Annotated in this window: 25 protein-coding genes; 6 read left to right on the top strand and 19 right to left on the bottom strand. The window is 56.6% G+C overall.

The window, feature by feature from the left end; all coding sequences use genetic code 11:
- The first annotated feature begins 20 nt into the window (after positions 1-20).
- Both ackA and pta read left to right on the top strand, forming a co-directional pair.
- Positions 21-1,223, top strand: a complete 1,203-nt coding sequence (ackA, locus tag M2406_RS18030) for an acetate kinase (protein ID WP_012146030.1) — start codon at positions 21-23, stop codon at positions 1,221-1,223.
- A 74-nt stretch (positions 1,224-1,297) separates the two neighbouring features.
- Positions 1,298-3,460, top strand: a complete 2,163-nt coding sequence (gene pta / locus M2406_RS18035; protein WP_026142463.1) for a phosphate acetyltransferase — start codon at positions 1,298-1,300, stop codon at positions 3,458-3,460.
- 66 nt (positions 3,461-3,526) lie between these two features.
- Here pta and yfcD read toward each other — a convergent pair whose 3' ends face one another.
- Positions 3,527-4,084: an NUDIX hydrolase YfcD gene (gene yfcD, locus M2406_RS18040; RefSeq protein ID WP_012146032.1), complete on the bottom strand. Its 558-nt coding sequence runs from the start codon at positions 4,082-4,084 to the stop codon at positions 3,527-3,529.
- 90 nt (positions 4,085-4,174) lie between these two features.
- The gene (gene yfcE / locus M2406_RS18045) at positions 4,175-4,726 is read right to left on the bottom strand and encodes a phosphodiesterase (protein WP_012146033.1); all 552 of its coding nucleotides are present in this window, start codon (positions 4,724-4,726) and stop codon (positions 4,175-4,177) included.
- A 248-nt stretch (positions 4,727-4,974) separates the two neighbouring features.
- Between yfcE and yfcG the strand changes: the two genes are divergently transcribed.
- The 3 genes from yfcG (at position 4,975) to M2406_RS18060 (ending at position 7,022) form a co-directional block, all read left to right on the top strand.
- On the top strand, positions 4,975-5,604 hold the full coding sequence (gene yfcG, locus M2406_RS18050) for a GSH-dependent disulfide bond oxidoreductase (RefSeq protein ID WP_012146034.1): 630 nt from the start codon (positions 4,975-4,977) through the stop codon (positions 5,602-5,604).
- A 104-nt stretch (positions 5,605-5,708) separates the two neighbouring features.
- Positions 5,709-6,080 (top strand): dihydroneopterin triphosphate 2'-epimerase, encoded by a 372-nt coding sequence (folX, locus tag M2406_RS18055; protein WP_012146035.1) that lies wholly within the window; start codon positions 5,709-5,711, stop codon positions 6,078-6,080.
- A 27-nt stretch (positions 6,081-6,107) separates the two neighbouring features.
- Positions 6,108-7,022, top strand: a complete 915-nt coding sequence (locus M2406_RS18060) for a TIGR01777 family oxidoreductase (RefSeq protein ID WP_259190957.1) — start codon at positions 6,108-6,110, stop codon at positions 7,020-7,022.
- Between the two features lie 41 nt (positions 7,023-7,063).
- Here M2406_RS18060 and hisP read toward each other — a convergent pair whose 3' ends face one another.
- The 15 genes from hisP to M2406_RS18135 all read right to left on the bottom strand — a co-directional run bounded on the left by hisP (position 7,064) and on the right by M2406_RS18135 (position 21,300).
- A complete protein-coding gene (gene hisP / locus M2406_RS18065) occupies positions 7,064-7,837 on the bottom strand; it encodes a histidine ABC transporter ATP-binding protein HisP (protein ID WP_012146037.1) in 774 nt (257 codons plus the stop codon).
- A gap of 18 nt (positions 7,838-7,855) precedes the next feature.
- The gene (locus M2406_RS18070; RefSeq protein ID WP_012146038.1) at positions 7,856-8,560 is read right to left on the bottom strand and encodes an ABC transporter permease; all 705 of its coding nucleotides are present in this window, start codon (positions 8,558-8,560) and stop codon (positions 7,856-7,858) included.
- Positions 8,557-9,243: a histidine ABC transporter permease HisQ gene (gene hisQ / locus M2406_RS18075; RefSeq protein ID WP_012146039.1), complete on the bottom strand. Its 687-nt coding sequence runs from the start codon at positions 9,241-9,243 to the stop codon at positions 8,557-8,559. The genes M2406_RS18070 and hisQ overlap by 4 nt, the downstream gene beginning before the upstream one ends.
- Before the next feature lie 85 nt (positions 9,244-9,328).
- Positions 9,329-10,111, bottom strand: a complete 783-nt coding sequence (gene hisJ, locus M2406_RS18080; protein WP_012146040.1) for a histidine ABC transporter substrate-binding protein HisJ — start codon at positions 10,109-10,111, stop codon at positions 9,329-9,331.
- Positions 10,112-10,412: 301 nt separating this feature from the next.
- Positions 10,413-10,985 (bottom strand): UbiX family flavin prenyltransferase, encoded by a 573-nt coding sequence (locus M2406_RS18085; RefSeq protein ID WP_017893500.1) that lies wholly within the window; start codon positions 10,983-10,985, stop codon positions 10,413-10,415.
- Positions 10,986-11,115: 130 nt separating this feature from the next.
- Positions 11,116-12,633, bottom strand: coding sequence for an amidophosphoribosyltransferase (gene purF / locus M2406_RS18090; RefSeq protein WP_012146042.1), 1,518 nt, complete (start codon positions 12,631-12,633; stop codon positions 11,116-11,118).
- A gap of 21 nt (positions 12,634-12,654) precedes the next feature.
- Complete coding sequence (gene cvpA, locus M2406_RS18095) at positions 12,655-13,155, bottom strand: colicin V production protein (protein ID WP_012146043.1); 501 nt, start codon at positions 13,153-13,155, stop codon at positions 12,655-12,657.
- Positions 13,156-13,387: 232 nt separating this feature from the next.
- Complete coding sequence (gene dedD / locus M2406_RS18100) at positions 13,388-14,137, bottom strand: cell division protein DedD (RefSeq protein ID WP_115184156.1); 750 nt, start codon at positions 14,135-14,137, stop codon at positions 13,388-13,390.
- The gene (gene folC, locus M2406_RS18105; RefSeq protein ID WP_012146045.1) at positions 14,138-15,400 is read right to left on the bottom strand and encodes a bifunctional tetrahydrofolate synthase/dihydrofolate synthase; all 1,263 of its coding nucleotides are present in this window, start codon (positions 15,398-15,400) and stop codon (positions 14,138-14,140) included.
- Between the two features lie 152 nt (positions 15,401-15,552).
- Positions 15,553-16,461: an acetyl-CoA carboxylase, carboxyltransferase subunit beta gene (accD, locus tag M2406_RS18110; RefSeq protein ID WP_012146046.1), complete on the bottom strand. Its 909-nt coding sequence runs from the start codon at positions 16,459-16,461 to the stop codon at positions 15,553-15,555.
- A 230-nt stretch (positions 16,462-16,691) separates the two neighbouring features.
- A complete protein-coding gene (locus M2406_RS18115) occupies positions 16,692-17,354 on the bottom strand; it encodes a DedA family protein (RefSeq protein ID WP_012146047.1) in 663 nt (220 codons plus the stop codon).
- A 75-nt stretch (positions 17,355-17,429) separates the two neighbouring features.
- Complete coding sequence (gene truA / locus M2406_RS18120; RefSeq protein WP_259190961.1) at positions 17,430-18,251, bottom strand: tRNA pseudouridine(38-40) synthase TruA; 822 nt, start codon at positions 18,249-18,251, stop codon at positions 17,430-17,432.
- Positions 18,251-19,261, bottom strand: a complete 1,011-nt coding sequence (locus M2406_RS18125; protein ID WP_017893505.1) for an aspartate-semialdehyde dehydrogenase — start codon at positions 19,259-19,261, stop codon at positions 18,251-18,253. Before M2406_RS18125 ends, truA begins: the two co-directional genes overlap by 1 nt.
- 90 nt (positions 19,262-19,351) lie before the next feature.
- Positions 19,352-20,473, bottom strand: coding sequence for a 4-phosphoerythronate dehydrogenase PdxB (gene pdxB / locus M2406_RS18130; protein ID WP_012146050.1), 1,122 nt, complete (start codon positions 20,471-20,473; stop codon positions 19,352-19,354).
- Positions 20,474-20,526: 53 nt separating this feature from the next.
- The gene (locus M2406_RS18135) at positions 20,527-21,300 is read right to left on the bottom strand and encodes a helix-turn-helix domain-containing protein (protein ID WP_012146051.1); all 774 of its coding nucleotides are present in this window, start codon (positions 21,298-21,300) and stop codon (positions 20,527-20,529) included.
- Positions 21,301-21,417: 117 nt separating this feature from the next.
- Here M2406_RS18135 and M2406_RS18140 point away from each other — a divergent pair, with 117 nt between their 5' ends.
- On the top strand, positions 21,418-22,320 hold the full coding sequence (locus tag M2406_RS18140) for a DMT family transporter (protein WP_259190962.1): 903 nt from the start codon (positions 21,418-21,420) through the stop codon (positions 22,318-22,320).
- Here the strand turns inward: M2406_RS18140 and M2406_RS18145 are convergent.
- Together M2406_RS18145 and tctD are read right to left on the bottom strand one after the other, a co-directional pair.
- A complete protein-coding gene (locus M2406_RS18145; protein WP_012146053.1) occupies positions 22,317-23,735 on the bottom strand; it encodes a sensor histidine kinase in 1,419 nt (472 codons plus the stop codon). The two genes, M2406_RS18140 and M2406_RS18145, sit on opposite strands and share 4 nt — an antisense overlap.
- A complete protein-coding gene (gene tctD / locus M2406_RS18150) occupies positions 23,722-24,396 on the bottom strand; it encodes a transcriptional regulator TctD (RefSeq protein ID WP_012146054.1) in 675 nt (224 codons plus the stop codon). Before tctD ends, M2406_RS18145 begins: the two co-directional genes overlap by 14 nt.
- Positions 24,397-24,491 lie beyond the last annotated feature (95 nt).

Below are 24,491 nucleotides of genomic sequence, written 5' to 3' on the forward strand. Positions count from 1 at the left end.
CTATTTAAGTAGGTACTTCCATGTCGAGTAAGCTAGTACTGGTCCTGAACTGCGGCAGTTCTTCCCTGAAGTTCGCTATCATCGATGCTGTCAACGGTGAAGAACACCTCTCCGGCCTGGCCGAATGTTTCCACCTGCCTGAGGCTCGCCTCAAATGGAAGATGGACGGCGCCAAACACGAAGCGGCTCTGGGTGCCGGCGCTGCGCACAGCGAAGCACTGAACTACATTGTTAATACTATTCTGGCACAAAAACCGGAGCTTTCTGCACAGCTGACCGCTATCGGTCACCGCATTGTGCACGGCGGCGAGAAGTTTACCGCCTCTGCCGTGATCAACGACGAAGTTCTGCAGGGTATCAAAGATTCGGTGCCTTTTGCACCACTGCATAACCCGGCGCACCTGATCGGTATCGCTGAAGCATTGAAATCCTTCCCTAAACTGGCGGATAAAAACGTTGCCGTGTTCGACACCGCATTCCACCAGACCATGCCTGAAGAATCCTACCTGTACGCCCTGCCGTACAGCCTGTACCGCGACCACAGCGTTCGTCGTTATGGCGCGCACGGCACCAGCCACTTCTATGTAACCCAGGAAGCGGCCAAGGCCCTGAACAAGCCGGTTGAAGAAGTCAACCTGATCACCTGCCACCTGGGCAACGGCGGTTCCGTTACCGCAGTGCGCAACGGCAAATGCGTTGACACCTCCATGGGTCTGACCCCACTGGAAGGTCTGGTCATGGGCACCCGCAGCGGTGACATCGATCCGGCCATCATCTTCCACCTGCACGACTCCCTGGGCATGAGCGTTGATCAAATCAACAAAATGCTGACCAAAGAGTCCGGCCTGCTGGGCCTGACCGAAGTCACCAGCGACTGCCGTTATGTTGAAGACAACTACGAAAGCAAAGCCGACGCCAAGCGTGCGATGGACGTATTCTGCCACCGCCTGGCCAAATACATCGGTGCCTACAGCGCACTGATGGACGGCCGTCTGGACGCGGTTATCTTCACCGGCGGTATCGGTGAAAACGCCGGTATGGTGCGTGAGCTGACCCTGAACAAACTGGGCCTGCTGGGCTTCGAGATTGACCACGAGCGCAACATGGCTGCTCGCTTCGGTAAATCCGGTGCCATCACCAAAGACGGCAGCCGCCTGGCGCTGGTAATCCCGACCAACGAAGAGTTGGTCATCGCGCAAGACGCATCCCGTCTGACCGCGTAACGCTCTCCGACACCGTCAGCCCAGGCTGACGGTGCTGTTTTAGCCTCATGTTAAATCGTGAAGAGGACTATTCTGTGTCACGTACTATTATGTTGATCCCCACTGGCACCAGCGTCGGCCTGACCAGCGTCAGCCTGGGTGTCATTCGCTCCATGGAGCAAAAAGGCGTTAGCCTGAGCGTATTCAAACCTATCGCACAGCCACGTACTGGCGGCGATTCGCTCGACCAGACCACCACCATCATCCGCAGCAGCAACTCCACCATCACGGCGGCAGAACCACTGCGCATGAGCTACGTTGAAGGCCTGCTGAGCTCCAACCAGCAAGACGTGCTGATGGAAGAGATCGTGGCTCGCTACCACGAGAACACCAAAGACGCAGAAGTGGTGCTGATCGAAGGCCTGGTGCCGACCCGTAAGCACCAGTTCGCCAACGCGCTGAACTATGAAATCGCCAAAACGCTGAATGCAGAAATCGTCTTCGTGCTGGCGCTGGGCAACGATTCCCCGGCACAGTTGAAAGAGCGTATCGAACTGGCGCGCAGCAGCTTCGGCGGCAGCAAAAACAAAAACATCACCGGCGTGATCATCAACAAGCTGAACGCTCCGGTTGACGAGCAGGGCCGCACCCGTCCTGACCTGTCCGAAATCTTCGACGATTCCACCAAGGCCAGCGTGACCAACGTTGACCCGGCGCAACTGTTCGCAAACAGCCCGTTGCCGGTGCTGGGCTGCGTGCCGTGGAGCTTCGATCTGATCGCCACCCGCGCTATCGACATGGCCCGTCACCTGAAGGCCTCCGTGGTCAATGAAGGCGACATCATGACCCGCCGCGTGAAGTCCGTGACTTTCTGTGCGCGCAGCATCCCGCACATGCTGGAACACTTCCGTCCGGGTTCACTGCTGGTAACTTCGGCAGACCGTCCTGACGTGCTGGTTTCTGCCTGTCTGGCAGCGATGAATGGCGTAGAGATCGGCGCCATCCTGCTGACCGGTGGCTACGCCATCGACGAACCTATCAGAAAACTGTGTGAACGTGCCTTCCAGACCGGCCTGCCGGTATTTATGGTTGAAACCAACACCTGGCAGACCTCGCTCAGCCTGCAAAGCTTTAACCTCGAAGTGCCGGCGGATGACCACCAGCGCATCGAGAAAGTGCAGAACTACGTGGCCAGCCACATCAACGCCGAGTGGATCGAGTCTCTGACCGCCACCTCCGAGCGTTCACGTCGTCTGTCTCCGCCAGCGTTCCGTTACGAGCTGACCGAACTGGCACGTAAAGCCGGCAAACGCATCGTACTGCCTGAAGGCGACGAACCACGTACCGTGAAAGCGGCGGCTATCTGTGCCGAACGTGGTATCGCAGAATGTGTGCTGTTGGGTAATCCGGAAGAGATCCAGCGCGTTGCTGCCGCTCAGGGCGTTGAACTGGGCAAAGGCATCGAGATTGTTGATCCGGTCGCCGTCCGCGAACAGTATGTGCCGCGTCTGGTTGAGCTGCGCAAGAGCAAGGGCATGACCGAAGTGGTTGCGCGTGAGCAACTGGAAGACAACGTGGTTCTCGGCACCCTGATGCTGGAGAAAGGCGAAGTTGACGGGCTGGTTTCCGGCGCGGTTCACACCACCGCCAACACCATTCGTCCACCGCTGCAGTTGATCAAAACCGCACCGGGCAGCTCACTGGTGTCCTCCGTGTTCTTCATGCTGCTGCCTGACCAGGTTCTGGTGTACGGCGACTGTGCAATCAACCCGGATCCAACCGCCGAGCAGCTGTCCGAGATCGCCATTCAGTCAGCCGACTCTGCTGCCGCCTTCGGTATCGAACCACGCGTAGCGATGATCTCCTACTCCACCGGCAACTCAGGTGCAGGTAGCGACGTTGAGAAAGTGCGCGAAGCAACCCGTCTGGCGCAGGAAAAACGTCCTGACCTGATCATCGACGGTCCGTTGCAGTATGACGCCGCGATCATGGCTGACGTAGCCAAATCCAAAGCGCCTAACTCGCCGGTTGCAGGCCAGGCTACCGTGTTCATCTTCCCGGATCTGAACACTGGTAACACCACCTACAAAGCGGTACAGCGCTCTGCTGACCTGGTGTCCATCGGGCCAATGCTGCAAGGCATGCGCAAGCCGGTGAACGACCTGTCGCGTGGCGCACTGGTAGACGACATCGTTTACACCGTGGCGCTGACCGCCATCCAGTCTTCCCAGGCTGATGCTGCAGCAGTCAAAGCCTGATAATTCCTGAATTATCAGATAAAAAAAACCGGTCAATTGACCGGTTTTTTTATTTGCGCGAACACATCAGGCATTTTCATCGCTATCGCGTAGCGGCTTGCCATAAGCCTGCTCGTTGTTACGCGTCAGCCACAGCGACAACGCTTTTAACGAGTCCGGCGTGAATTCGTCGCAGCGGGCGGTGATCTCTTCCGGCGTCAGCCAGCTCACCTCAACCACTTCTTCTTCCTGCAGGGCAAACGGGCCGTGCGATACGCAACTGAATAATGCGCCCCACACCCGGCACTGATCTTCTTCAAAGTAGAACAGGCCGTGTTCGGCGAAAGGCACGCCGGCAATGCCCAGCTCCTCTTCCGCTTCGCGACGGGCGGAATCCAGCACGTTCTCCCCGCTCTGCACCACCCCACCCGCAGTGGCGTCCAGCCAGCCCGGATAGAAATCTTTAATATCGGTGCGACGCTGCACCAGAATTTTTCCCATTCCATCATGCACCACAATATAGGTAGCACGATGACGCAGCCGTTGGGCACGCATCTGTTGGCGACTGGATTGAGCAATCACTTCGTTTTGCTCGTTGACGATATCAACCCACTCGGTATCTGCAGCCTGATCCTGTTCCGCCATCCTCTAAAACCTTCTATTTTGGCGCGATGCATCCCGCGCACTGGTTAATCAATGAGTGTTTTTCAAAGATTTTTATTGTGTGTGTATAAATTAGTGCGTTAATGCCACCTCTGCAACAGCCTTGCCGCCGAGCAAAGTGACCACACTTAAAACGCCGTCCTCCAGTATGCCATAGCTGGCAGGAAAGCCCCCCTTCGGAATGCTGACCGACCCTGGATTAAAGCAGTAAATATCCCCCTGCCGTTCCGCCTGCGGCAAATGGCTGTGTCCATAGACCAGCACATCTCCGGCAGATAACGGCGGCAGTGCCGAGGGATGATAAAGGTGACCGTGGGTTAAAAACAATCGTCTTTTTTGTAATAGCACCTGCTGCCAGGACGCGGTGATAGGGAAGGACAGTAGCATCTGATCGACTTCACTGTCGCAGTTGCCGCGAACGGCGATGATCTTGTCGCTATAGCGATTCAATTGTTCGGCAACCTGCGCCGGCTGATACCCCACCGGCAGCGCATTGCGTGGCCCGTGATTCAGCAAATCACCCAACAGGATCAGCCAGTCGGCACCGCTTTGTTCAAAATGCGCCAACAGGCTTTCGGTGGCGGGAAGCGAACCATGTATATCCGAGGCAAATATCAGCTTCATAACCTTGTCCCTGATAAGCAAATAGGCCCTATTTTAGCGCGCCATCGCTGCGCGACAACCCACAGATGTGCCTGCGGAAAATTGTAATGTATCTTGTGGTGATAGCATCGGACGAATCTCACATAGCCTGCTATTCTTAGCTGCTATTGTTGGTAACCCTATAGAAAGATCTCTGATATACCTTTGTGCGCGGCGAAGACCGCAACAACGTGTAATGGCTTACAGATCACCTTACCGCAGGAGGCAACATGATTGACCTGTATTACGCGCCTACTCCCAATGGTCACAAAATTACCCTGTTTCTGGAGGAGGTTGGCTTACCCTACCGTATCCACCGCGTAAATATCAGCGCCGGCGATCAGTTCAAGCCGGATTTTCTGAGCATTTCCCCCAACAACAAAATCCCGGCCATCGTCGATCAGCAGCCGGTTGATGGCGGTGCGCCAATCAGTCTGTTCGAGTCCGGCGAAATTCTGCTGTATCTGGCGGAGAAAACCGGCAAGCTGCTGAGCAAAGGGCTACGCGAGCGTGCAGCCACGCTACAGTGGCTGTTTTGGCAGGTGGCGGGTTTTGGGCCGATGCTGGGGCAAAACCACCACTTCAATCACTACGCGCCGCAGCCTGTGCCCTACGCCATCGAACGTTATCACCTGGAAACCAAACGTCTGTATGCGGTGCTGGAAGCCGAGCTGCAAAAGCACCCTTATCTGGGCGGTGACAACTACAGCATTGCCGATATCGCCACTTATCCCTGGGTAGTGTCACACCCGCGTCAGCGCATCGATCTGGCGGATTATCCGGCGGTACGCAACTGGTTCGAACGCATCAGCAACCGCCCGGCCACCGAGCGTGCCTACAAGCTGGCTGAGCAGGGTTAATTTTCCGACTCCCCGGCCTCCGGGGAGTTTCCCCCGGCTCGTTATCATTTCCCTGCTTTCCGTGTATTCTGAGCACCAATAATCAGACCTGTGGAGATTCTCTGATGTCATTCAGTCAACCCGACGCCATTATTCGTATAAAAAATCTGCGGTTGCGTACATTCATCGGTATCAAGGAAGAAGAAATCAACAACCGTCAGGACATCCTGATTAACGTGGTGATCCACTACCCGGCGGATAAGGCGCGCGACAGTGAAAACATCGACGACGCGCTCAACTACCGCACCATCACCAAGGCCATCATTCGTCACGTGGAAGATAACCGCTTCGCCCTGCTGGAAAAATTAACTCAGGATGTGCTCGATATCGTGAAACAACACGCCTGGGTAACCTATGCTGAAGTGGAGATAGATAAACTATTGGCCCTGCGCTACGCCGACTCGGTTTCGATGACCATGAGCTATCGCCGGGCCTGAAAACCACCGTTTCAGGGAGAATCGACCATGCGAGTCCTGATAACCGGCGCCACAGGATTGATAGGGAGCAGCCTGACGCAACGGCTGCTGGGCCTTTCTCATCAAATTACGGTGCTGAGCCGCAACGTGCAACGCGCACGTGAGCGCTTTGGCGAGCAGGTCAGCTATTGGTCAACGCTGCAGGACAAGCCCTCGCTGGACGGTTTTGACGCCGTAATCAACCTGGCCGGTGAGCCTATCGCCGACAAGCGCTGGAGCAAAGCGCAGAAAGAACGCCTGTGCCACAGCCGCTGGGATCTGACCGAACAGTTGGTCAAACTGATTAACGCCGGCAGCACTCCGCCCGGCGTGCTGATTTCCGGTTCTGCAACCGGCTATTATGGCGATCAGGGCCAGGCGGTAGTCACCGAAGACGAAGCCCCGCATGACGAGTTCACCCATCAACTGTGCCAACGCTGGGAGTCTCTGGCTCTGCAAGCGCAAAGCGACGCCACTCGCGTCTGTTTGCTGCGTACCGGCGTGGTGCTGGCGGCCAAAGGCGGCGCGTTGGCTAAAATGTTACCGCCATTCCGCCTTGGGCTGGGTGGGCCGATAGGTGACGGCCGCCAATATCTGCCGTGGATCCACCTGGAAGACATGGTCGACGGCATCGTTTATTTACTGGATCACCAAACCCTGCAAGGGCCATTTAATATGGTGGCCCCTTACCCGGTTCACAACGAACAGTTTGCCGCTCAGCTCGCCAACGTGCTCGACCGACCTGCGTTTTTACGCGTGCCGGCCTTTGCCATGCGTTTATTGATGGGGGAAGCGGCGGTATTGGTGCTGGGTGGACAGCGAGCGGTACCGAAAAGGCTGGAAGAAGCCGGTTTTAGCTTCCGCTTTTTGGAGTTGGAACAGGCGTTGGATGATGTGATTAATCAGCGGGGCGCAGCCCGCTGAGGATCCGATCGGGGCCAGAAAGATCTGGCCCCAAAAGCCCGTTATTTTAACGCGCCGGAAAGAAACTGCTGCAGGCGAGGACTTTTCGGATTGCCGAACAGCTCAGCCGGTGGCCCCTGCTCTTCGATCAGTCCTTTGTGCAGGAAGATCACGTGGCTGGAAACATGGCGTGCAAACTCCATTTCGTGCGTCACCACCACCATGGTTTTGCCCTCTTCCGCCAGCTTCTGCATGATGCGCAGCACTTCGCCCACCAGTTCCGGATCCAGTGCCGAGGTCGGTTCGTCAAACAGTAACACCTCCGGCTCCATCGCCAATGCCCGCGCGATAGACACGCGCTGTTGCTGGCCGCCAGACAGATGCACCGGGTATTTGCCACGCGCACGCTCGTCGATCCCCACCTTGTCCAGGTAACGTATCGCGCGCTCACGCGCCTCGGTCTTGCTCAGCCCCAGAACCTGCACCGGTGCTTCCATCACGTTCTCCAGCACCGTCATGTGGCTCCACAGGTTAAAATGCTGGAACACCATGGTCAGGCGAGTGCGCAGCAACTGCAGCTGTTTCTTATCGAAGACCTTAAGCTGGCCGTCCTTGTCGCGCACCATGCGAATGTCTTCATTATTCAGGCTGATGGCGCCTTCACTTGGCTTCTCCAGGAAGTTAATGCAGCGCAAAAAGGTACTTTTACCGGAGCCGGAAGACCCGATGATGCTAATCACATCCCCTGCGTTGGCCGCCAGCGAGACGCCTTTCAGCACTTCGTGTTCGCCATAGCGTTTATGCAGTTCGGTGACGGCTAATTTATTCTCAGACATAGTAGGTTCCCGTCATTATCAGTGATTAACGTGTGCCATCCAGCGCTTTTCCGCCTTGCGGAACAGGCTGATTAATCCGTAAGAGATGATCAGATACAGCACCGCTGCAATGCCAAAGGCATAGAACGGCTGGTAGGTCGCCGCATTGATATCTCGCGCTATCTTCAGCAGGTCCGGCACGGTGGCGGTGAACGCCAGCGCGGTCGAGTGCAGCATCAGGATCACTTCATTGCTGTAGGCCGGCAGCGCGGTGCGCAGTGCCGAAGGCAAAATGATACAGCGGTACATTTTGAAACGTGAGAAACCGTAAGCATTGGCCGCTTCGATTTCACCGTGCGACACCGAGCGTATCGCCCCGGCGAAGATCTCGGTGGTGTAAGCACAGGTGTTCAGCGTTAGCGCCAAAATGGTGCAATTTAGCCCGCTGCGGAAGAAAGCGTTGAGGAAGTCCGTCCCACGCACGATTTCCAGGCTGTACATACCGGAGTAAAACACCAGCAGCTGCACGTACAGCGGCGTACCACGGAATATATAGGTGTAGAGCCAAACTGGGAAACGCACCCAGGTGATGGAGGAAACGCGTGCCACCGCCATCGGGATCGCCAGCAAACCGCCCATCACCACCGAGGAAATCAGCAGCCACAGGGTGACGGCGACCCCGGTGAAACGGTAACCGTCGCTCCACAGCAGCGATTGCCAGTACTGTTGTAAAATCTCGATCATAGCTCAGCCCTCCGGACGCCCAGGGAATAACGCCGTTCAAGCCACAGCAGCACACCATTGGAAACGGTAGTGAAAACCAGATAAACCACACCGGCCACGATCGCAAAGAAGAACGGCTGATAGGTGCCTTTGCCGGCCAACTGAGTGGCTTTCACCACGTCATTGAGGCCCAGAATAGACACCAGCGCCGTAGCCTTCAGGATCACCTGCCAGTTGTTGCCAATGCCCGGCAGGGCAAAGCGCATCATCGCAGGGAACAGAATGCGGCGGAAAATTTGTGAACCGGTGAAGCCGTAGGCCGTTGCCGCTTCAATCTGCCCCTTCGACACCGCCATATAGGCACCGCGAAAGGTTTCGGTGAAATAAGCGCCGTAGATAAACCCGAGGGTGATAATGCCCGCGCTGAGCGGATCAATATCGATTTGCGCGAAGCCAAGCAGTTCGGTGAGGTTGTTGAGCGCAATTTGCAGGCCGTAGAAAATCAGCAGCATCAGCACCAGATCGGGTACGCCACGGATCAGCGTGGTATAAGCGCCAAACACGGTAGAAAGCAGGCGATTTTGGGAAAGCTTGCCGCCGGCACCGATCAAACCGATGACCAGCGCCAGCAGTACGGAACTGAGGGCCAGCTCCAGCGTCACCAGAGCCCCCTCTAATATCAATTGGGAATAGCCTTGCAGCATTTACTTCACCCTGTCGTCATTGGATCCCGAACCATCGGGGCCGGCGGGCCAGCCCCGTAGTCACAACATGGAACGGTAAGCGGCATTAACCGCCGTAGACGTCAAAGTCGAAATATTTCTTCGCATACTTGTCGTAAGTGCCGTCTTTGCGCATTTCGGCAAAGGCTTTATCCAGCGCCGCCTTCAGCTCGGTATCGGTCTTGCGCAGGCCCATGCCGGTCCCCACGCCGAAGAATTTGTCATCCTTCACCGATTCACCGGCAAATGCATAATCCTTGCCTGGAGGCTGTTTCAGGAAGCCATCGCTGCCCGCCACTTCGTCCTGGAAAGCCGCATCAATACGGCCGGATGCCAGGTCGGCATACACCAGATCCTGGTTCTGATAAGGCACGACGGTGATGCCCTTAGGCTGCCACATGGCATTGGCATAGGCTTCCTGGGTCGTCCCCTGCAGCACGCCGACGCTCTTGCCTTTCAGCGCGTCTACGGTAGGCAGCAGCTTGGAACCTTTCGGCGCGATCAGGCGGGCGTTAGCGGCATACAGCTTGTCGGTGAAGGCAATTTCCTGCTGGCGTTTTTCGGTGATCGACAGAGAAGAGATGATGGCGTCAATTTTCTTCGCCTTCAGGGACGGGATCAGCGCGTCAAAATCGCTTTCCACAAAGGTACATTTAGTATTTATGCGTTTGCACAGCTCTTTGGCCAGATCGATATCAAAACCAACCAACTCGCCCTTGGCATTTTTGGATTCAAAGGGTGCATAGGTCGGATCGGTACCGATCTTCAGCGTTGATGGTACTGCGGCAAATGCGCTGCTTGCCGCGCTTAAAGCCAAGACTAAAGGAAGAACCTTAACCAGCTTTTTCATAAATCACCCTCAAATTGATTTTTTGATGCCACTGCGGGCATTACTTTTCCACCAAATCAATTTGCAGTAATCGTGCCACATTTGTTGCTGTAGGCGGAGGGAACGGCTCCGGCCTTCACAAAACTGTTTCCTGGGACGATAACCGCAAAATTAAATCGGCCAGTGTTGGCCGCGCCACGGGCAATGGATAAATACCAGAGCCTTGAAACAGTGAGCGTGATGAAGTGGGATCATTATGGTGCATGCGCCGCCCTAATTCAGTGCGGTGTTGCACAAATGTGCTAAATTGGGGAGAAATTTGTTAATTGGCACCTTGCCAGCGGGCAAATAAATCTTGCGGTAATTCAATGTCAAACTGATCGACCACCCGGTTTACCGTTTGATCGATGATGTCTTCTACGCTGGCAGGACGATGATAAAACGCCGGTACCGGCGGCATAATCACCGCGCCCATTTCCGCCGCCTGGGTCATCAGACGCAGATGGCCGATATGCAACGGAGTTTCGCGCACGCACAGCACCAGCCGGCGGCGTTCTTTCAGAACCACGTCGGCGGCACGCGTCAGCAGGCCGTCACTGTAGCTATTGGCAATACCGGATAAGGTTTTGATTGAACAGGGCAAAATCACCATACCGGCCGTTTTGAACGAGCCGGAAGAAATGCTGGCACCAATATCGCGCGAGTCATGCACCACATCGGCCAGCGCCTGCACTTCACGCAGGCTGAGATCGGTTTCCAGCGACAGCGTCTGTCGCGCCGCATTACTCATCACCAAATGGGTTTCCACCTCTGCGACGTCGCGCAATACCTGTAACAGGCGCACGCCGTAGATTGCGCCGCTGGCGCCGGAAATACCGATGATGAGTCGTTTCATAGAGCTGGCCTCTGCCAAGGAAAAATAGGATCAGGCAGACTTTGCCGCAATGGGGCTACATAAGCAAGTCAGGGAGGAATAATGCACCGCAGCGAACGCCGCGGTGCACTGTTTTGGTCAAGAATGAAACTTAACCTTCGTTGTGCATTTCCAGATTTTCGGCTTCGGTCTGACCACGTATTTCTTTGGCGTCGTCATTACGCAGCGATTCCAGATATTCGAGGTAGCTCTGGTCGACGTCTTTGGTGACGTAGATACCGTTGAATACCGAGCATTCGAACTGGGTGATGTCCGGGTTCTCTTCGCGTACCGCTTCAATCAGATCGTCCAGGTCCTGGAAGATCAGACCATCGGCACCGATGATCTGGCGGATTTCGTCCACTTCACGGCCGTGGGCGATCAGTTCGTTGGCACTCGGCATGTCGATGCCGTAGACGTTAGGGAAGCGAATTTCCGGCGCAGCGGAAGCCAGGTAAACTCGTTTCGCCCCGGCGTCACGCGCCATCTCAACGATCTGCTCTGAAGTGGTGCCGCGCACGATGGAATCATCCACCAACAGCACATTCTTGTCGCGGAACTCGGCACGGTTGGCGTTCAACTTACGACGTACCGACTTACGGCGCGCCTGTTGGCCCGGCATAATAAAGGTACGGCCGACATAGCGGTTCTTCACAAAACCCTGACGGTACGGCTTATCCAGGATGCGTGCGATTTCCAACGCTATATCACAGGACGTTTCCGGGATTGGGATCACCACGTCGATGTCCAAATCTTCCCACTCGCGGGCAATCTTCTCACCCAACTTCTGCCCCATGCGCACGCGGGCGCTGTAGACCGAAATCTTGTCCATAAAGGAGTCTGGGCGAGCGAAATAGACATATTCGAACAGGCACGGGTTGGTTTTCGGGTTCTCTGCACACTGACGAGTGAACAGTTGGCCCTTCTCGGTGATATACACCGCTTCGCCCGGCGCTACGTCGCGCAGGAATTCGAAGCCCAGCGTGTCCAGTGCGACGCTCTCTGAAGCCACCATATATTCATTGCGGCCATCTTCAAGCTGACGCTTGCCGATCACCAGCGGGCGGATACCGTTAGGGTCACGGAATGCCAGCAGACCGTGACCGATGATCATCGCTACGCAGGCGTAAGCGCCACGCAGTTGCTGATGCATGGCGGCAACGGCGGTGAAAATGTTGTCGGATTCCAGCGGATAATGTTGGAAACGATCCAGCTCACTGGCCAGTACGTTCAGCAGGATCTCGGAATCGGAGGTGGTGTTGATATGGCGGCGGCCGCTTTCAAACAGCTTTTGGCGCAGCTCATGGGCGTTGGTCAGGTTGCCGTTGTGTGCCAGCGTCAAGCCGAACGGCGAGTTTACATAAAAGGGTTGAGCCTCTGAGGCACTGGAGCTGCCAGCCGTTGGGTAGCGCACATGGCCGATCCCCATGTTGCCCTGCAAGCGCTGCATATGGCGTGCCTCAAACACATCCTTCACCAGACCGTTGGCCTTACGCAGACGGAACCCATTGTGGGCATCTATGGTGACGATGCCTGCGGCATCCTGGCCACGGTGCTGAAGCACCATCAACGCATCATAAATCGACTGGTTTACCGGCATAAAACCGGCGATACCGACAATACCGCACATGTTGTCTTTTCCTCATCAGCGCTACCGCCCCGGTAAATGGGTCGGCAAGAAACTCGACGTGCTCTGCAGGTAGTCAAAGAACCACCTGATGATGTAACTGAACTGGGGGATCAGCTGCGACTGTTTCCAGTCGGTACTTTGTGAGAAGCCGGTAAAGGTATCCAGGAAAAACAGTATCGCCGAAACGATCAACACGCCGCGCAGTGCGCCAAAACAGACGCCCAGCACCCGGTCGGTGCCTGATAACCCGGTTTTCTCTACCAGTGAGCTAATCACATAGTTAACAATAGCGCCTACGATCAGGGTCGCGATAAACAAGATGGCAATCGCGATGCCGTTTCGCACCAGTTCATCTTCAAAACGAGTGAAGTAGACCGCAAGGTAAGAGTAGAAATGGCTGGCAACAAAAAACGCACATCCCCATGTCACAAGTGACAATGCTTCGCGAACAAACCCTCGGATCAGGCTCACCAGAGCCGAAAATCCAATCACCGCTATAATGACGTAATCAATCCAGACCATGAACTATTCCAATGATGAATCGCCCCTGCATCCATTTCGCGGCGAATTCTAACAGAAAACGTAAACGTTTGCGTAGGGGTTTTCCTGCCCCGCTACAAATAAAAAGCGGCGATAAAAAAATTCCCAATCGCCGCGCCTACATAGGCCATTTCAGCTACGAAAGGCACATTATTTTTAATGATTATATCGGCATGACTCGATTATGGGGCACAGCATGCTGCACCCCATAAACTTAACGTACGCCGTATGGCTTCACCTGACCGCTCAAACCACTGATCGAGTTCAACGCGGACAGAGAAGACTGCAGCTTCTGTTTTGAGGCATCCGGGCCGACGTAGATCCGGGTGATCTGGCCCTGTACCGGCGTTGATGGCACGGTAAAGGCACGGTAACCGGACAGCCTGAGCGATGCCACCACCTCGTTCACCTTGGCGGCGTTCTTCAGCGCACCGAGCTGCACCACATAAGCCTGCCCTGCCGGCGCTTTCTCTTCCGCCGGTTTCTGCACGGGTGCAGGCTCAGGCTTGGGTACTGGCGTTGGCTCAGGTTTCACCACCGGCTTCGTCTCCACCGGTTTCGGTTGTGGTACCGGTTTTGGTTTCACTTCCACCGGTTTGGTTTCTACCGGTTTAGGCTTCACCTGCGGCTGCGGCGTCGGTTGTGGACGGGATTCGACCGGCGGGGTCACCAGCGTCGGCTGCTGCGTCGGTTGGCGAACTGCCTGCTGCGCTGCTGCCTCATTGGCCGCCTGCTGCTCAACCAGTGCGCCCGCGCCTTCCGGCGGCTGTGCCGGTAGCGGTTGGCTTACCGGTGGCACCACGTCATTTTCTTCCACATCACCGGCCTTCGGCACCAATGGAATGGCGGCGAATTCGTCTTCATAATGTTTCTTTTTACCGTCCAGCAGCCCTGGCAGGATAATCACCCCCAGCGCGACCAAAATCACGGTACCGACCAATCGGTTTTGAAATTTACTTGCCACTCACACTCCCCGCTCGTCTAACGCCGCCATAACCTGTGCAACGGTGTGGAACGATCCACAGACGATCACAATATCCTGAATATCTGCGTCCTGCATAGCCTGACGCCAGGCAGTTTCGACATCGGCAAACTGCCGCGGTTCCGTCAAATATTGCGCCAACAGTTCGACGCTGGCCCCGCGCGGCCCGTCCAGCGGCGCGCAATACCACTCATCGACCTGCTCACTCAAACAGGCCAGGGTGCCGGCGATGTCTTTATCCGACAACATCCCCACCACCGCTCGCACTTTGCCGCCATTGCGCGGTAAGGTCGCCAGACGCCCGGCCAGGTAACCTGCCGCGTGGGGATTATGCGCCACGTCGAGGATCAGCATCGGATCGCGTCGCACAATCTGGAAACGTCCAGGCAATGTCGCCTGCTGCAAGCCGGTGAAGATTGCCCGCTCATCAATTTCCAACGCAGAAAAATGCAGCGCAGCCAGTGCCGTCGCCGCATTGGCTAACGGCACGTTGGGCATCGGCAAATCGGTCAGCAAGGTACCGCCGCCTTGCCACTGCCAGCGTTCGCCCTGTTCACTGAAGCTCCAGGCATCGCCGCGGCGATACAGTTGGGCACCCAGCGTTTCCGCCACCTGCCCAATGGTGGCCGGCATATCCGGTTCCCCCACCACCGCCGGTTTGCCGCTGCGGAAGATCCCGGCCTTTTCGCGGCCAATGCTTTCGCGATCGTTGCCCAGCCAGTCGGTATGATCCAGCGCAATGCTGGTCACCACTGCCACGCTCGGATCGACGATATTGGTCGCATCCAGGCGGCCACCCAGCCCGACTTCCAGGATCACCACGTCAAGCTTAGCCTGTTTGAACAGTTGCAGCGCCGACAGGGTGCCAAATTCGAAGTAGGTCAGTGAAGTTTCACCCCGGCCCGCTTCAATGGCGGCGAACGAGCGGCAGTGTTCGGCCTCACTCAGTTCATCGCCCTGAATACGCACCCGCTCGGTATAACGCACCAGGTGCGGCGAGCTGTAGACGCCAACCCGCAAACCGGCCGCCATCAGGATGGTTTCCAGGGTGCGACAGGTGGTGCCTTTGCCATTGGTACCGGCTACGGTAAATACCGTTGGTGCAGGAGTGAGTAAATCAAGATGCGCCGCAACGCGCTGTACGCGTTCCAGGCCGAGTTCGATCGCCTGGCTGTGCAGACGTTCCAGATAGAAAAGCCACGAGCTCAATGGCGACGTGGCTTGGGGAATTTGGTGGTTTTGCATGAGTCCCGTCACTGAACTTGGGTTCATTAATCCATCAGGGCACCACCCTCACCGCGGTAAAGGCGATGCTCTCCGTTATCAGCCGTCATTTAGCCACAAAATGGCGGCTGAACCCCGCGCCGATGGCTACCGGCGCGGGGAACCTATTGATCTCAGGCGTCGGCCTGATTTTCCTGCTCGGACACCGGCGCGGCTTCATCGAAATGCGGCTGCGGCTGGTTGGTCAGCTTGGAAAGGATACTCGCCAGGGTCTGACGCATTTCCGGACGGCGTACGATCATGTCGATTGCGCCTTTTTCAATCAGGAACTCACTGCGCTGGAAGCCCGGCGGCAGTTTTTCACGCACCGTCTGTTCGATAACGCGTGGGCCGGCAAAGCCGATCAGCGCTTTCGGCTCGGCGATATTGATATCACCCAGCATCGCCAGACTGGCGGAAACGCCACCCATGGTCGGGTCGGTCAGTACCGAAATGTACGGCAGACCACGCTCCTGCAGTTTCGCCAGTGCGGCACTGGTTTTCGCCATCTGCATCAGCGACATCAGCGCTTCCTGCATACGGGCACCGCCACTGGCTGAGAAACACACCAGCGGACAGTTGTCTTCCAGCGCCTGCTCAACCGCACGCACAAAACGCGCACCGACCACGGACGACATGGAACCGCCGATAAAGGCGAATTCGAACGAAGCAGCGACAATCGGCATACCGTACAGCGTGCCTTTCATTACTACCAGCGCGTCTTTTTCACCGGTCGCTTTCTGTGCGGCAACCAGGCGGTCTTTATACTTTTTGGAATCCTTGAACTTCAGAACGTCTTTCGGCTCCAGTTCGCTGCCCAGCTCCACTTCACTGCCTTCATCCAGCAGAGTATGCAGACGCATACGCGCAGTCATGCGCATGTGGTGGTCGCATTTTGGGCATACTTCCAGATTACGCTCCAGCTCGGCGCGGTAGAGAACCTGGCCGCAGCTATCGCATTTAGTCCAGACCCCTTCAGGAATACTTGCCTTGCGGGTTTGGGTGATGTTGCTCTTGTTAAGAATTCGTTCAATCCAGCTCATCGATGACCTTTCTGTTTGAACCTGGCAAATGCCAGTCCGCTGTTCATGCTTTAACAATCCCCCCGAAAACACCCCTAATGAAAAATGCCTGAGCAAAACGCGGCTAGCGCGCGCGAGGCACTGGTTTCAAGGTTGTTAACAGGAACAGACCATAAATGTCGCTCATTAAACCATATCGGCCCGACACTGTGGATAAAAAACTGGTCGAACCGACAGGTTAAGCGATGTTTTTACTGTTTTTGCTGGCGGGCAGCCGCGCGTTTATGGCGCCAAATTTCAATGATGCCCGGCAGAATTGAAACAATGATGATAGCCACGATCAACAGTTTCAGGTTTTCCTGCACGATCGGCAGATCGCCGAAGAGGTAGCCAGCATAAGTGAAGAGCAGCACCCAAACCAGTGCACCAATCACGTTGTAGGCTGCAAAATGGCGATAGGACATATGCCCCATACCGGCGACGAACGGCGCAAAAGTACGCACGATCGGCACAAATCGCGCCAGAATAATCGTTTTCCCGCCGTGTTTTTCATAAAACTGGTGGGTTTTATCCAGGTAGCTGCGGCGGAAAATTTTCGAATTCGGGTTACTGAACAGCTTTTCCCCGAACAGCCGGCCAATGGTGTAGTTCACCGCGTCACCCAGTATCGCCGCGCCTATCATCAACGCAACCATGGTATGTACATTCAGATCGTTGGTCGGCAAGGCCGCCAGCGCACCGGCAACAAACAACAGAGAATCACCCGGCAGGAACGGCGTCACCACCAGCCCGGTTTCGCAAAACAGGATCAGGAACAAAATGGCGTACACCCACATACCGTATTGCGCCACCAGTTCGGCCAGATGCACGTCAATATGCAAAATAAAATCAATTACAAACTTGATGATGTCCATAGGTTCTCTCTTTTACCGGGTGTCTCACCCACCCGGCAGCTACACAAGGGAGTAACGCGTCGGGCGCGCCAGTATTTAGTCGTCGGGTAAAAACAGTGGCCCCATTGGCGGCCGGGGTATGGCAAAGTGCTCAGGGTAATCAACGCTAACCAGGTATAACCCGTCGGCCCGCGCCGTCGCCGCAGCCAGATTACGATCCTTCAGCGCCAGTAATTCGGCCATCCAGTTCTCATCCTGATTGCCGCAGCCAATTTCCATCAGGCTACCGACAATGTTGCGAACCATATGATGCACAAAGGCATTCGCCTTGATATCTACCACAATATATTCGCCATAGCGCGTAACCTTAACGTGTTTTACGTTACGCCACGGCGTGCGTGACTGACATTGCACGGCGCGGAACGAAGTAAAGTCGTTCTCGCCCAGCAGCGCCTGCGCCGCCCTTTCCATCCGTTCGGCATCCAGCGGGTGATAAAAGTGGGTCATTCCCTGCTGCAATACCGCCGGACGATAGCGATGGTTATAAATAATGTAGCGATACCGACGCGCAGTCGCGCTGAAACGGGCATGAAAATCTTCATTCACGCCAGTCACCCAACGCACGGCGATATCCGGCGGCAGATGGGTGTTGACGCCCATCGTCCAGGCCGCGTCCTTGCGTTGCGCGGTAGTTTCGAAATGCACCACCTGACCGGTGGCATGCACTCCGGCGTCGGTACGTCCGGCGCACAACACGTTGATCGGCGCATCCGCTACCTTGCTCAACGCCTGTTCCAGACAGGCCTGCACGCTGGCGACTTCCTGCTGACGCTGCCAGCCGTAATACTGGCTGCCGTCATATTCAATCCCCAGCGCGATTTTCAACGTCGGCTGGGTGGGCAAGACAACTTCATACATCAGTACATCTGCTCCTGCACCAGACGTTCTGCGGTTTCGATCGCCATCAGCGCGCCGCCGAAACGCACGTTGTCGGCCACCGACCAGAACTGCAGGATTTCCGGAATACCATAGTCATTACGCAAACAGCCAACGCTCAGCGCATCGCTGCCAGAGGCTTCCGTCACCTGGGTCGGGTAGTCGTCTTCTTCGCTCAGTTGGATATCATCCACCTGCTCCAGCTCGCTGCGCGCTTCTTCCGCAGACATCGGGCGCAACGCCTCCAGGTGAACCACCTGCGCATGGCCGTAGAATACCGGCGACTGCACACAGCTAACGGAAATCGGCAGCCCTTCGTCCTGCAGCACTTTACGCACCTGATCGACAATCAAACGCTCTTCGCGCACGCTGCCCTGTTCGTCGGCCAGCAACGGCAACAGGTTGAACGCCAACTGCTTGGCGAAAACCCCCGCTTCAGCCGGAATGCCGTTCAGCAGGCGCGCACTTTGACCGGCCAGATCGTCGACCGCCACTTTGCCGCGTGCCGATACCGACATCAGGGTAGTGACGTGCAGACGGGAAAGCCCGGCCTGTTCGGTCAGCGGTTTGATTGCGGTCAGCAGTTGGCTAACCATGCTGTCGGCCACGGCAACGATATTGCGGTTGCGGTAATCCGCCAGCACCTGTGGGTTCACCCCAGGAACCACCAGCGGCACGTCCGGCTCCAGCGCAAACAGGCCGCTGGTGTCGATCACCAGGCAGCCCATGTTGCCGGCTTCTTCCGCGTAGCGGGCCGAAGCCTCGGTTCCGGCGACGAAGAACGCCAACTGCGCCTGTGACCAGTCAAATTCTTCCGCGTTTTGCACCAGTACCGATTTGCCGTTGAAGCGCACCGTGGCACCGGCGCTGCGTTCACTGGCCAATGGATAGAGTTCGCCCACCGGGAACTGGCGTTCCTGTAATAATTCCAGCAACGCTTCACCTACCGCGCCAGTAGCGCCAAGCAGAGCGATATTCCAGCCGTCAGACATTGGGTTTCTCCAGAGTATTTATTCAAATGCAGATGGGCGGCTACTGCACCGCCCTGATAACAAAATTAGTCGCCGTGGCTTAAGAAAGCCTTATGCCGTCAGGAAACCCAGCTTGTGCAACAGCTCCGCACTGGCGCTGTCATCGCACTGGACGCGTAATGAAGACCATTCACGGCGTTCCTGGTAATGCTTGCGCAGACGATCAAACTCGCCCGGTTGCCCGGCCACTTTGCGCAGCGGCGCATCATCGCGGCGCACATCATACACCAAGTGCATCAATCGTTTTAATTTGCCTTCATCCAGCGGCCCATTGAGTTGGATCTGGCTGAATTCGGGCACCGGCAACAGCGAGGCCAGCTCGATCTGTTGCGGCTGGCCCAGGTGGCGGCTGAAGGCCTCAAACACCTGAGTGGTGCCGCGTGCCTTGCCTTCCAGCGTGTAACCGGCAATATGCGCGGTGCCAATATCCACCCGCGCCAACAACGGCAGCGAAAGCTCCGGTTCCGGCTCCCACACGTCCAGCACGGTACTCAGTTTTTTGCCTTTCTCCAGTGCCTGCAACAGCGCAGCATTGTCCACCACCGCACCGCGACAAGCGTTGATCAGAATGCGATTGTCCGGCAATGCCGCCAGCAGTTCCGCGTCCACCAGATGCAGCGAGTTGTAAGGGCCGGACTTATTCAATGGCGTATGGAAAGTGAGCACGTCGGCTTCCGCCACCAGCTTTTCCAACGGCCAAAACTCACCGGCATCACCGCGTTCAGCCCGCGGCGGATCGCATAACAAGGTACGGACGCCTAAGGCTTTCAGGCGGGCATCCAGGCGTGAGCCTACGTTGCCAACACCGATAATACCGACAGTTTTATCCCGCAGTTGGAAACCATCGCGCTCGGCCAGCAGCATCAGCGCGGAGAACACATATTCCACTACCGCAATGGCGTTGCAGCCCGGTGCGGCAGAAAAACCGATACCCTGCTGTTGCAGCCAAACGTCGTCTACGTGGTCGGTACCGGCGGTCGCGGTGCCGACAAAACCAATGCGGGTACCGGCCAGCAAGGCTTCATTCACTTTAGTCACCGAACGCACCATCAGTGCATCGGCATCGGCCAGCGCATCACTCGGGATCGGGCGGCCAGGCACCGCCTGCACATTCCCCAAACGACTGAACAACTCAGTCGCGTACGGCATATTTTCATCAACCAGGATTTTCACTTATTGCTCCGACGGTTTACGGCTATTTCGCTGGGAAATAGTGTGCCACTGAATCATGCCCGGCGAAAGCGCTCGGGGGTGGTACCGGCGATTTGCTGAAACATGACAATAAACGCCGAGGCCGAGCTGTACCCTACCTCCAGCGCCACCTCCTGCACGGTTTTGCCCTGTTCCAGCAGGGACACGGCATGCAGGAAACGCAAACGCTGGCGCCATTCGCTAAATGACATGCCCAGATCCTGTTGGCAACGGCGCGACAGCGTACGCTCGGTGGTATAGACCCGGGCAGCCCAGGCGGCGAGCGACGTATTGTCCGAAGGACAGTGTTCCAGCGCCTCCAGCACCGGTGCCAGGAATTTGTCTTCGGATGACGGCAGGTAGGTTTGTTGAACCGGCGACAGATGCAGTTGGTCGATCAGCGCCCGGCACAGGCGCAGGTCCTGTTTGCTCTGCGGGATATATTGTTTGCGTGCGTAAAAATCTTCGGCAATGGCGCGGAAAATGGGCGTCACGCTGACCAGACAGGGATCGACCGGCATCCCGGCGCACAGCGGCAACGCAATATCGACCATGCGGCACTGCGCCAGGCGCTGGTTATAACAAGAGTGTTCAATTTCCGCCGGCGCCCACAGCACAAACTCCGGCGGTGCCAGAAAACGCTGACCGCCGATGCGCAGCACCATAACACCGGCCTTGACCCACATCAGTTGCCCCCAACTGTGCCGATGCGGCTGGAACTCCGTGCGGGCATTGAACTCCTCGCAGCGGAACTGCACCGGTCGTGGTGCCGGGATCAGTGCTTCGGGGTAATGACGGATTTCTGGCATGGTTTCGTCCCGTGACTTGTCTTGTTTAGGGCAAATATTGTCTGGATATCACTATATATAATAAACCGGACACGGGTAAACTAGCCAGCATGTCCGTTGTTAATGAGAATAATTATCATGAATATGCTGTTCCCTCTGCTGGCGGTGTTGATTTGGTCAATTAATGCCGTGGTCAGCAAACTCTCCGCTACCGCCATCGATCCGGCCGCTATCTCCTTCTATCGCTGGTTACTGGCGCTGATCACGCTGACGCCTTTCGTGCTGCCCGGCGTGGTCCGTCACTGGGCGGCGATACGCGCCAACTGGTGGAAATTAATGGTTCTCGGCATGCTGGGTATGGTGTTGTATCAGAGTCTGGCTTATTACGCGGCGCACAGCGTCAGCGCGCTGTTTATGGGCATTATTGTTTCCCTGATCCCGTTACTGACTATTCTGATCAGCATAGTGCTGTTGCGAGTGGCTCCTACGGTGGGCATCGCGATCGGTAGCCTGCTGTCGCTGGCCGGTTTAATCTGGCTGGTGAGCGCCGGTAACCCGGGCGAGTTACTGCAACATGGCATCGGCAAAGGCGAGTTGATGATGTTTGCCGCCACCGCCGCCTATGCGCTGTACGGCGTACTGACCAAGCGCTGGGCGATTGCGCTGCCGAATTGGCAGTCATTGTATGTACAGATTGTGTTCGGCGTGGTGTTGCTACTGCCTAACTTCCTGATGGCGCAGGACGTTGCGCTGACCAGCCAAAATATTCCGCTGGTGCTGTTCGCCGGTATCCCGGCCTCGATCGTCGCGCCTTATCTGTGGATCCACGGCGTGATGCGTTTGGGTGCCAATACCGCGTCGATCTTTATGAATCTGGCCCCGGTATTTACCGCCATCATTGCGGTGGTGTTCCTGCATGAACATCTGCACAGCTACCACTTGATCGGCGGCGGCATCACCCTGTTGGGTGTGATCCTGTCGCAGCGTCTGCGCACGCCGCTGGGCCGTAAGGCCAAGCAAACCGCAGAGTGTGAAAGTTAAGGCAGCAGTTGAAAACGCACCCGCACCAACAGGCCTCCCAGGGTGGCCGAGGTCAGCAGCTCCGGGCGGGTGCCGTGATAACGGGTGATGTCGCTGACCAGCGCCAGCCCCAAACCGGCACCGGGCTGATTACCCACGTTATCCAACCGATGAAACGGCTGCAGCGCCTGCGCCGTATCCTGTTCGGCAATGCCCGGGCCGCTGTCTTCAATTTCCAGTACGCACTCCCCAGCCAGCTTATCGATGCTTAACCGGGCCGTGACCGTGCCCTGATTCGGGGTGTATTTCAGCGCATTGTCCAGCAGGTTGGCACAGAGTTCGGTCAGCAGCAGTGCCTCCCCTCCAACCCAACAGACGGATTCCCCCTCATATCCCAGATCAATACGTTTGCTGCGTGCCTGCGGTAACCGCGAAAAACAGGCATCGCGCAGTACCTGCGCCAGATTCACCGGCTGCAACTTGTGGTCGGCAAGATGTTCATGGGCTTTGAGCCTGGAGAGATAGAGCAGACGATCGGTCAGCGCCACGGTGTTATCCAGCGTGGTGCTCATCGCCAACAGACTTTCCCGCCATTGCTCCGGTTTATCACTGGCCAGCGCTACCCCCACCTGGGTTTTCAGCACGGTTAACGGGGTGCGTAACTGGTGCGAAGCGTCGGCGCTGAAACGTTCCTGACGCGCCACCATCAGCCGCAGTCGTTCAATATAACGGTTGAATGCCAGCAACAGCGGCTGCATTTCCGACCAGGGCAACACCATCGGCAACGGCGTCAGTTCGCCCGGATCGCGTCGCAGCATAATGCCGGAAAGTTTGCGCATCGGCTTAAGCACCCGCTTGAGTAGCGCAAAGGCCAGGATCATGGTCAACACCACCACCGTTCCCTGGCTGAGCAAGGCGGAAAGCATCATTTGCCGCGCCAGATAGCGGCGCGATTCCAGCGTCTCCGCCACCAGAATGGTCGCCATGCCCATCACACCCGACTCGTTGACCGGCTGATACAGCGCGGCCACGCGGATCGGCCGGCCGCGATATTGGGCATCATAAAAATGCACCAGCGCCGGATACAGACTGGAACGCAGGATATGGGGCGGCATCGGCGGCAAATCGTTATAGCCTGAAATACTGTCGCCCTGCGGGGAGATCACTTCGTAATAAAGCTGATCGTTCATGTTTCGCTCGAAACTGTCGAGTACCACATAGGGCACGTCCGCTTCCAGTCGGCCATTGCGCACCACCAGCCGTTCCGCCACGGTGCGCGCCGAAGCCAGCAGCGTGCGATCGTAGGCCAGCGTGGCAGCATTCATCGCGCTAAAGTAGTGGGTATATATCGAGATGCCGCCCAGCACCAGCAGCGGCAGGCCAAAGAACAACAACAGTTGATAAAACAGTGAGCGTGGCGCGTTAAACCACCTCATTGCAAAGCTCCAGGCTGTAGCCCAGACCACGCAGGGTGATGATCGCCACATTGCTGCCCTGCAGCTTTTTCCGCAGCCGATGAACGTACAGCTCGATGCTTTCCGGGTTGGCTTCATCAGACAGGGTAAATACCTGTTCAAACAGCTGCTGTTTGGCAACCGGGCGGCCACGCCGGTGGATCAAGGCGGTCAGCACCGCCAACTCTCGGGGCGTCAACTGCAGCGGTTTGTCGTCGAGCTGGAAATAACCTTCATCGTGATAGGTCAGCGCACCATACTGCAGCGCCTGCTGGGTGACGCCGACGCTGCGGCGCAGCAATGCCCGAATACGCGCTTCCAATTCATCGAGTTCGAACGGTTTGGTCAGGTAATCGTCGGCCCCCAGATTCAGCCCTTTGACGCGATCGGCAACGTCGGTTCTGGCCGTCAGCAACAGCACCGGCAAATCCTGCCCGCGCTTGCGCAGCCGGGCCAACAGTTCCAGACCATTGAGCCGCGGCAGCGCTACATCCAGTACCACCAGCGCATAGCTCTCGTTTAACAACAAGTGGTCGGCCGCCAGCCCGTCCGGCGCGACGTCGACAGCAAAACCGACGCCGGTCAGCGCCTTTTGCAGCCAGTGGGATAACTCGGGATGGTCTTCAACCAATAACAGACGCATGTTTCCATTCCATTGATTTATCTATGCCTATGCCCTCGGTGAAATAACCACCAGGCCAGGATGACGGCAAATTAACATATTTATAACAGCAGGAT

The sequence above is a fragment of the Serratia sp. BIGb0163 genome (genome assembly GCF_024809935.1).
Taxonomy (GTDB): domain Bacteria; phylum Pseudomonadota; class Gammaproteobacteria; order Enterobacterales; family Enterobacteriaceae; genus Serratia; species Serratia quinivorans.

Coding starts and splice junctions, on each gene's coding strand:
- ackA (WP_012146030.1), top strand. CDS start 21: ATGTCGAGTAAGCTAGTACTGGTCCTGAACTGCGGCAGTTCTTCCCTG.
- cvpA (WP_012146043.1), bottom strand. CDS start 13,155: ATGGTCTGGATTGATTACGTCATTATAGCGGTGATTGGATTTTCGGCT.
- hisQ (WP_012146039.1), bottom strand. CDS start 9,243: ATGCTGCAAGGCTATTCCCAATTGATATTAGAGGGGGCTCTGGTGACG.
- accD (WP_012146046.1), bottom strand. CDS start 16,461: ATGAGCTGGATTGAACGAATTCTTAACAAGAGCAACATCACCCAAACC.
- M2406_RS18085 (WP_017893500.1), bottom strand. CDS start 10,985: ATGAAACGACTCATCATCGGTATTTCCGGCGCCAGCGGCGCAATCTAC.
- M2406_RS18145 (WP_012146053.1), bottom strand. CDS start 23,735: ATGAGGTGGTTTAACGCGCCACGCTCACTGTTTTATCAACTGTTGTTG.
- tctD (WP_012146054.1), bottom strand. CDS start 24,396: ATGCGTCTGTTATTGGTTGAAGACCATCCCGAGTTATCCCACTGGCTG.
- truA (WP_259190961.1), bottom strand. CDS start 18,251: ATGTATGAAGTTGTCTTGCCCACCCAGCCGACGTTGAAAATCGCGCTG.
- yfcE (WP_012146033.1), bottom strand. CDS start 4,726: ATGAAGCTGATATTTGCCTCGGATATACATGGTTCGCTTCCCGCCACC.
- folX (WP_012146035.1), top strand. CDS start 5,709: ATGTCATTCAGTCAACCCGACGCCATTATTCGTATAAAAAATCTGCGG.
- yfcG (WP_012146034.1), top strand. CDS start 4,975: ATGATTGACCTGTATTACGCGCCTACTCCCAATGGTCACAAAATTACC.
- yfcD (WP_012146032.1), bottom strand. CDS start 4,084: ATGGCGGAACAGGATCAGGCTGCAGATACCGAGTGGGTTGATATCGTC.
- hisP (WP_012146037.1), bottom strand. CDS start 7,837: ATGTCTGAGAATAAATTAGCCGTCACCGAACTGCATAAACGCTATGGC.
- M2406_RS18140 (WP_259190962.1), top strand. CDS start 21,418: ATGAATATGCTGTTCCCTCTGCTGGCGGTGTTGATTTGGTCAATTAAT.
- M2406_RS18115 (WP_012146047.1), bottom strand. CDS start 17,354: ATGGACATCATCAAGTTTGTAATTGATTTTATTTTGCATATTGACGTG.
- folC (WP_012146045.1), bottom strand. CDS start 15,400: ATGCAAAACCACCAAATTCCCCAAGCCACGTCGCCATTGAGCTCGTGG.
- hisJ (WP_012146040.1), bottom strand. CDS start 10,111: ATGAAAAAGCTGGTTAAGGTTCTTCCTTTAGTCTTGGCTTTAAGCGCG.
- M2406_RS18060 (WP_259190957.1), top strand. CDS start 6,108: ATGCGAGTCCTGATAACCGGCGCCACAGGATTGATAGGGAGCAGCCTG.
- M2406_RS18070 (WP_012146038.1), bottom strand. CDS start 8,560: ATGATCGAGATTTTACAACAGTACTGGCAATCGCTGCTGTGGAGCGAC.
- purF (WP_012146042.1), bottom strand. CDS start 12,633: ATGTGCGGTATTGTCGGTATCGCCGGTTTTATGCCGGTAAACCAGTCG.
- M2406_RS18125 (WP_017893505.1), bottom strand. CDS start 19,261: ATGTCTGACGGCTGGAATATCGCTCTGCTTGGCGCTACTGGCGCGGTA.
- M2406_RS18135 (WP_012146051.1), bottom strand. CDS start 21,300: ATGCCAGAAATCCGTCATTACCCCGAAGCACTGATCCCGGCACCACGA.